The organism is Synechococcus sp. H55.9, from assembly GCF_047462355.1.
In the GTDB taxonomy this organism is placed as follows: domain Bacteria; phylum Cyanobacteriota; class Cyanobacteriia; order Thermostichales; family Thermostichaceae; genus Thermostichus.
In genome coordinates, this window is record NZ_JANSJB010000037.1 from 18457 (window position 1) to 22321 (window position 3865).

Consider the following 3865-nt stretch of genomic DNA (forward strand, 5'->3'; position numbering starts at 1 on the left):
GGCAGCGCCCGTTAAGTGGCCGGTTGAACATTCCTTGGGAGTAGCGCGTGATGCTGGTGTGGAGCCTGATGCCCGCTTGGCTTTTGGCCATGGCAGAAGCCGCGGAAGTATCCCCAGAAAAGGGGCTCTTGGATGCGATTCTGGAAAGCAACTTAATCAACATCGCCATTATCCTCACCTTGCTGTACATTTTGGGGCGCCGGGTGGTGGGGGAAGCTCTGGCCAAGCGGCGAGAAGGCATCCTCGAGGAGCTGCGCCAGGCGGAGCAGCGCAAGCAGGAGGCGATCGAGAGGCTGGCGGAAGAACAACAAAAGCTGGCGCAGGCCCAGCAAGAGGCGGAGCGCATTCGCAAACAGGCGGAGGCCAATGCGGAAGCCCGCCGGCAGGAGCTGTTGCAGCAGGCGGAGCGGGAGATCGAGCGGCTGCGCGCCAACGCCGAAAGGGATCTCTCTGCTGAACAAGAGCAAATTGTCCAGGAGCTGCGCCGCCAGATCGTGCGCCAAGCCCTGCGCAAGGTGGAGCAGGAGCTGCCGCAGCACCTCAGCGAGCAGGTTCACCAGCGCCTGATCGAACAAGGGATCCAGATGATTGCCCGCTAAGGAGGAGGAAGGGAAAAGCATGATCAGCCGCACCATGGCCGCCAAGGTGGTCGATCCCTACGCCGAAGCCCTGGTTTCTCTTGCCTCTGCTCAGGGGCTAATGGATACCTTTGAGGCCGACATCCGTTTTATGGCCGCGGTTCTGCAGGCCACGCCGGAGCTGGGCCAATTCCTCGCCAGCCCCCTGATCAAGGCGGAAGCCAAGAAAAACCTGCTGCAGCAGGTGTTTGCCGACCAGATCCACCCCCTGCTGCTGAATGCTCTTAAGCTGTTGTGCGACCGTCGCCGTATCATGTTCCTCGAGGCCGTCTGCCGGCGGTTCTTGGAGCTGCAGCGGAAGCTGCAAGATATCGTCCTGGCCGAGGTGACCACGGCGGTACCTCTGACCGAGGCGCAACAGCAGTCGATCCGCGAGCGGGTAAGAGACTTCACGCAGGCCAGGGGTGTGGAGCTCCAGATTGCCCAAGATCCCACGTTGCTGGGTGGGGTGATCATCAAGATCGGATCCCAGGTGATCGACCTCAGCTTGCGCGGCCAGTTGCGCCGGCTGGCGCTGCAGTTGGCCTAAATTGGCCCAGCGTTTTCCTCAATGATTTTTTTGGATCCCTTCCTATTCCGTTGAGAGGACTGCTATGCCTACGATTCGCCCAGACGAGATCAGTACCATCATCAAGCAGCAGATCGAACAGTATAACCAGGAGATGCAGATCTCCAATGTCGGTACCGTCCTGCAGGTGGGAGACGGCATTGCCCGCATCTACGGCCTGGAGAAGGTGATGGCCAGCGAACTGTTGGAATTTGAGGATGGCACCACCGGTATTGCCCTTAACCTAGAAGAAGACAACGTCGGCGCAGTGTTGATCGGCTCCGGGCGCAACATCCAAGAAGGATCCACCGTCAAAGCCACGGGCAGAATTGCCAGCATCCCTGTAGGGGAAGCCCTGCTGGGCCGCGTAGTGGATCCCCTGTGCAACCCCATCGACGGCAAAGGGCCGATTCACTGCACCGAGACGCGCCTCATTGAGTCCCCGGCCCCCGGCATTATCGATCGCCGCTCCGTGTACGAGCCTCTGCAAACCGGCATCACCGCCATTGACGCTCTAATCCCCATCGGGCGGGGGCAGCGGGAGCTGATCATCGGCGACCGCCAAACCGGCAAGACCACCGTTGCCGTGGACACGATCCTGAACCAGAAAGGGCAGGATGTGATCTGCATCTACGTAGCCATTGGCCAGAAGCAGAGCACCATCGCCCAGGTGGTGGGCATCCTGACCGAGCGAGGGGCGATGGACTACAGCATTGTGGTGGCTGCCGGCGCTGACAGCCCGGCACCGCTGCAGTGGTTGGCCCCCTATTGTGGCGCCACCATTGCCGAGTACTTTATGTACCAGGGTAAGCACACTTTGGTGGTCTACGACGACCTCTCCAAGCAGGCGGTGGCCTACCGGCAGATGTCGCTGCTGTTGCGGCGTCCGCCCGGTCGGGAAGCCTACCCAGGGGATGTATTCTATCTGCACTCGCGGCTGCTGGAGCGGGCGGCCAAGCTGAACAGCCGGCTGGGCGAGGGATCCATGACGGCGCTGCCGATTGTGGAAACCCAGGCCAACGACGTGTCGGCCTATATTCCCACCAACGTTATCTCCATCACCGATGGGCAGATCTTCTTGGAGTCGGATCTGTTCAACGCCGGCATTCGCCCCGCCATCAACGTTGGCATCTCTGTCAGCCGCGTCGGCTCGGCGGCCCAGACCAAGGCGATGAAGAAAGTGGCCGGCTCGATCAAGGTGGAACTGGCGCAATTTCGCGATCTGGAAGCCTTTGCCCAATTTGCCTCTGATCTGGACGAGGCCACCCAGAAGCAATTGGCCCGCGGCCAACGGCTGCAGGAGATCCTCAAGCAGCCGCAATATTCGCCCCTGTCTTTGGATCAGCAGGTGGCGATTATCTACGCCGGGACGCGGGGGTATTTGGACGACATTCCGGTGGAGAAAGTCTCCAGCTTCAAGCAGGGCCTGCTGTCCTACTTGGGCACCACCCATCCCAAGTATGGGGAGATCGTCCTCTCCACCAAGCAACTCACTGAAGAGGCGGAAGAGATCTTGAAAACCGCCATCACGGAGTTCAAACAGAGCTTCCTGGCCAAGGCGGCTTAGTTGCCGGGGATCCCTGCTTTGGGGATCCCCATCCAGTAACCACAGCAGAGGGGATCGGTTATGGCAAACCTAAAGCGGATTCGCGATCGCATCAAGGCGGTGAAAAACACCCGCAAGATTACAGAGGCCATGCGCCTGGTGGCGGCAGCGCGGGTGCGACGGGCCCAGGAGCAGGTGATGGCCACCCGTCCCTTTGCCGACCGCCTAGCCCAGGTTTTCTATCGGCTGCAAACGCGGTTGCGGCTGGAAAATGTCGAGTTGCCTCTGCTGAAGCAGCGGCCCATTGAAACGGTGGGCCTGTTGGTGGTGGCTGGGGATCGGGGCCTGTGCGGTGCTTACAATGCCAACGTTATCAAGCGCACCGAGGAGCGGGTGCGCGAGCTGCAGGAGACGGGGCTGCAGGTGCAGCTTTACCTGGTGGGCCGCAAGGTGGTGCAGTATTTTCAGCGCCGCTCCGCTCCCATTGCCAAGACCTACGTGAACTTGTCGCAGATTCCTACGGCGGCGGAAGCTGCGCAAATAGGGGATCAGCTCCTCTCCGCTTTCCTGTCCGAGAAAGTAGACAAGGTGGAGCTGATCTACACCCGCTTTGTCTCGCTGATCAGCTCCCGTCCGGTGGTGCAATCGCTGCTACCTCTGGATCCCACGCGCCTGGCTGCCCGCGACGACGAGATTTTTAACCTGCTGGTGCGGGGGGGAGAGTTCACGGTCGAGCGCAGCAAGATCGTTGCTCCTGTCTCAGCCCCGCCGCCAGACATGATCTTCGAGCAGGATCCGGTGCAGATTTTGGACGCGCTGCTGCCGCTGTACTTGAACAACCAGTTGTTGCGGGCTTTGCAGGAAGCAGCGGCCAGCGAGTTGGCGGCCCGCATGACGGCCATGAACAATGCCAGCGACAACGCCAGCGAACTCATCCGCACACTGGGCCTTGCCTACAACAAAGCTCGGCAGGCGGCTATCACCCAGGAGATCCTGGAGGTAGTTGCCGGAGCTGAGGCCCTATAAACTTCTCTCCCACCCACCACACCCAACCCACAACCACAAGGACTAGCTGGTGTTGGCTCAGATCTAGTATTACCAAACCCACGCCCCACCCTACTAAACGCTACAGCC

4 protein-coding genes are annotated in these 3865 nt (G+C 60.4%); all 4 read left to right on the forward strand.

Features of this window, described 5'->3' with window-relative positions; all coding sequences use genetic code 11:
* Positions 1 to 50 precede the first annotated feature (50 nt).
* The 4 genes from NW857_RS06610 (at position 51) to NW857_RS06625 (ending at position 3757) form a co-directional block, all read left to right on the forward strand.
* Entirely contained in the window at positions 51 to 599 is a 549-nt protein-coding gene (locus tag NW857_RS06610; protein ID WP_414337239.1) for a F0F1 ATP synthase subunit B, read from the forward strand.
* 19 nt (positions 600 to 618) lie between these two features.
* Positions 619 to 1167 carry an ATP synthase F1 subunit delta gene (gene atpH, locus NW857_RS06615; protein ID WP_414333066.1) on the forward strand — a complete coding sequence of 183 codons (549 nt, stop codon included), beginning with the start codon at positions 619 to 621 and terminating at the stop codon, positions 1165 to 1167.
* 64 nt (positions 1168 to 1231) lie between these two features.
* The gene (atpA, locus tag NW857_RS06620) at positions 1232 to 2752 is read left to right on the forward strand and encodes a F0F1 ATP synthase subunit alpha (RefSeq protein ID WP_414333068.1); all 1521 of its coding nucleotides are present in this window, start codon (positions 1232 to 1234) and stop codon (positions 2750 to 2752) included.
* Positions 2753 to 2812: 60 nt separating this feature from the next.
* Positions 2813 to 3757, forward strand: a complete 945-nt coding sequence (locus tag NW857_RS06625) for a F0F1 ATP synthase subunit gamma (RefSeq protein ID WP_414333069.1) — start codon at positions 2813 to 2815, stop codon at positions 3755 to 3757.
* Positions 3758 to 3865 lie beyond the last annotated feature (108 nt).